Genomic DNA, 3,823 nt, shown 5'->3' with positions numbered 1-3,823 from the left:
GGGACAAGACGTCATGCTCACCAACAAGGCCGCCGTCGAACTACTCGAACCGGGTGATCATGTGGCGCTGCGCGCACTTGTGGAGGACATGCCGCCCGGAGAGTCGCGCACACTCGACTTCGCGCTCTCCAGCGGTGGATACACCGAGCTTCGCATCAGTCGTGTGGCCGGCACCGAAAGCGGTGCACTGTTCCTTCTCGATGTCGACGAGACCCGAGCGCCCGTACGTCGGCGGGCTACGTTGCAGGACGCGACCTCTCGGTTGCGATCCCGCCTGGCCGAATTGCGTTCCAGTACCGGCTCGATCGCGATCCTCGGCGAGGCAGGAAGCGGGCGGAGTTGGGCTGCACGAGAGTTTGCGGCAGATCCGATGTGGGCCATCGACGCCGCCCACGTGGTCGCCGAAGGCGAGCGCAATTGGTCTGCGAGGCTGCTCGAGCACGTCGAGACAGGACCCGAGCACGTCCTGATCGAACACGTCGACCTTGCCCCTGATTCCATCCTCGCGCTGCTGGCGTCTCTCGCTTCACGCGTTGACGGACCGAGATTCGTGTTCACCGCCGATCCCGCCGACACCGTCCGCCCCGCCGCCCGGGAGCTGTTCGCCCGTTGCGGCGCGCAAGTGACGGTGCCGGCTCTACGACAGCGGATCCGTGAACTTCCGGCGCTCGTCGCTGCGCTTTCGACCGAGCTCGGACGTTCGGAGATTCGTTTGGGGCCCAGTGCATTGGCAGCACTGTCGGAACACACGTGGCCGGGCAATCTCGTCGAACTGCGCGCAGTCCTCAGCGCCATTTCCGACAAGGAAGGCGCGATGATCCGGGTCGAGGACCTGCCCGAACCGTATCGTGCACCCGCTCGGGTGGCTCGTCTGGGCGGCCGCGAACGCGCCGAGCGGGAAGCGATCATCGAAGCATTGCAGGAAAGCGGCGGTAACAAGGTGCATGCGTCCGCCCTCCTCGGCATCAGCCGCACAACGCTGTACAGCCGGATCCGGGCTCTCGACATCAAGATGTGACCGATTGCTGTCCAATGCTTGAACAGTTCCGCCACCTCTTCGGAAGGCACGATGAATGTGTTCCACATCATATGCATCACCCCCAGGAGGTTGTGGCATGACAGGTGTTGCCGAGCAGGCGGTTTCAGCGAAAGTTCGTGATTTCCTCGCCGGTACCAAATTGCTGTACATCGACGGCCGTTTCGTCGATGCAGCATCCGGTCGCACGTTCGTCACGTACGATCCCGCCACGGGCGAGCATCTCGCCGACGTCGCCCACGGTGAAGCCGCCGACATCGACCGCGCCGTCCGAGCCGCACGCCGCGCATTCGACGAGGGACCGTGGGCCTCGATGAAGCCGAACGAACGTGAGCGTCTCATCTGGCGGGTCGGCGATCTGCTCACCGAGCGAGCTGCCGATTTCGGCCAGCTCGAGGCTCTCGACAACGGCAAATCCGCTGCGATCGCATCGGCTGTCGACACCGCTTGGGCAGCCGACGTCTTCCGGTACTACGCCGGCTGGGCCACCAAGATCGAGGGCAGTACGGTCAACGTCTCCATGCCGTTCGCGCCGAGCGGTCAGTTTCACGCTTACACGCTGAGGGAGCCGGTCGGAGTCTGCGGGCTGATCGTACCGTGGAACTTCCCCCTGCTGATGGCGTCGTGGAAGCTCGCACCCGCTCTCGCAGCCGGTAACACTGTGATCCTCAAACCCGCCGAACAGACACCGCTGACCGCACTGATGCTCGCCGAAATCTTCGAGGAGGCAGGCTTCCCGCCCGGCGTGGTCAACGTGGTACCCGGCTTCGGTGACGCAGGGGCCGCGCTGTCAGCGCACGAAGACGTCGACAAAATCGCCTTCACGGGCTCCACCGAGGTCGGAAAGAAGATCGTCGACGCGGCCCGAGGCAACCTCAAGAAGGTCACCCTCGAACTCGGCGGTAAGAGCCCGAATATCGTTTTCGCCGACGCCGATTTCGATGCAGCCGTGCGAGGCTCACTCAACGCATGGCTCTTCAACCACGGCCAGTGCTGCGTCGCCGGCACACGCCTGTACGTCGAGAACACCATCTTCGAACGTTTCACCCAAGCAGTCGCCGAGGCCGCGAGCAAAGTCAAGATCGGTCCGGGTCTCGACCCCATGACCGAGCTCGGCCCGCTCGTGTCGCAGGAACAACTCGACCGGGTCACCGGCTACCTGCGCGACGGGCTCGCGGACGGCGCGCGGGCCCTGACAGGTGGTCGGCGCTGGGGCGAGACCGGATACTTCGTCGAGCCGACCGTCTTGGTCGACGTGAAGCCGGAGTTCAGTGTCGTGCGGGAGGAGATCTTCGGGCCGGTCGTCGCCGCGATGCCGTTCGATGCCGATGACGGCATCGTCACCGCCGCCAACAGCTCGATCTACGGCTTGGCTGCCGGCATCTGGACCCGTGACATCTCGAAGGCACACCGCACCGCGCGTCTTCTGAAGGCCGGATCGGTATGGATCAACCAGTACAACGGCTTCGATACGGCCATGCCGTTCGGTGGCTACAAGCAGTCCGGCTGGGGTCGCGAACTCGGTGGGGCCGCCATCGACCTCTATACCCAGACCAAAGCCGTCAACGTCGCGCTCTGACATCCCCGCACCCCGCACTCAACAGGAGAGCACATATGAAGACCAAGGCTGCTGTTCTACTCGAGGCCGGAAAGCCCTTCGAGATCATGGAACTCGACCTGGACGGCCCCGGGCCCGGCGAGGTACTCATCAAGTACACCGCGGCGGGACTGTGCCATTCCGATCTGCACCTGACCGACGGCGACCTCCCGCCGCGCTATCCCATCGTCGGCGGCCACGAGGGCTCGGGCATCATCGAGGAAGTCGGACCCGGGGTCACGAAGGTCAAGCCCGGCGATCACGTGGTGTGCAGTTTCATCCCCAACTGCGGGACCTGCCGATACTGCGCCACCGGCCGACAGAACCTGTGCGATATGGGCGCCACGATCCTGGAGGGATCGATGCCCGATGGAAGCTTCAGATTCCGCTCCGGTGAGCTGGAATTCGGCGCCATGTGCATGCTCGGGACATTTTCGGAGCGGGCCACGATATCTCAGCACTCGGTCGTCAAGGTGGACGACTGGCTGCCCCTCGAGACCGCGGTTCTCGTCGGCTGCGGCGTCCCTTCGGGATGGGGGACCGCTGTGTACGCCGGCGGCGTCCGGGCCGGTGACATCGTTGTCGTCTACGGCATCGGCGGTCTCGGTATCAACGCGGTGCAGGGTGCGGTGCAAGCCGGAGCACGGTACGTGGTCGTGGTCGATCCACTCCCCTTCAAACGGGAAACCGCGCTGAAATTCGGGGCCACCCATGCCTTCGCCACTGCAGAGGAAGCCGCAGCGAAGGTGAACGAGCTGAGTTGGGGCCAAGGCGCGGACCAGGCGCTGATCCTGGTAGGTACGGTCGACGAAGAGGTGGTCGCGGCTGCGACCGCCGTGATCGGTAAGGGCGGCACCGTCGTCATTACCGGCTTGGCCGATCCGACCAAACTGACCGTGCACGTGTCCGGCGCCGATCTGACGCTGAACGAGAAGACAATCAAGGGGACGCTGTTCGGGTCGGCCAACCCGCAATACGACATCGTCCGACTGTTGCGTATGTACGACCAGGGCGAGTTGAAGCTCGACGAACTCGTCACGACCCGCTACTCACTCGAAGAAGTCAACAAGGGCTACGAGGATCTGCGTGCCGGCAGGAACATTCGCGGCGTCATCGTGCACGAGCGGTAGCGGACCTGCCCACCCGCAAGCGCGTGCGGGATCCTCTGCCCCGGCACACCGGTGATCTCA

The 3,823-nt window shown here is 64.4% G+C and carries 3 protein-coding genes; all 3 read left to right on the top strand.

The features are described from left to right. The coding region (locus R1101_RS0118205) for a helix-turn-helix domain-containing protein (protein WP_026003437.1) at positions 1–1,018 on the top strand (1,018 nt) is incomplete at its 5' end. 97 nt (positions 1,019–1,115) lie between these two features. Continuing rightward, positions 1,116–2,615 (top strand): aldehyde dehydrogenase family protein, encoded by a 1,500-nt coding sequence (locus R1101_RS0118200; protein ID WP_026003436.1) that lies wholly within the window; start codon positions 1,116–1,118, stop codon positions 2,613–2,615. 35 nt (positions 2,616–2,650) lie between these two features. Continuing rightward, positions 2,651–3,763, top strand: coding sequence for an NDMA-dependent alcohol dehydrogenase (locus tag R1101_RS0118195; protein WP_016934781.1), 1,113 nt, complete (start codon positions 2,651–2,653; stop codon positions 3,761–3,763). Positions 3,764–3,823 lie beyond the last annotated feature (60 nt).

It is taken from the genome of Rhodococcus sp. R1101 (assembly GCF_000278445.1).
Classification (GTDB): domain Bacteria; phylum Actinomycetota; class Actinomycetes; order Mycobacteriales; family Mycobacteriaceae; genus Rhodococcus; species Rhodococcus gordoniae.
Note: the sequence above shows the minus strand (reverse complement) of the source record. Positions and strands in the feature narration are given on the sequence as shown.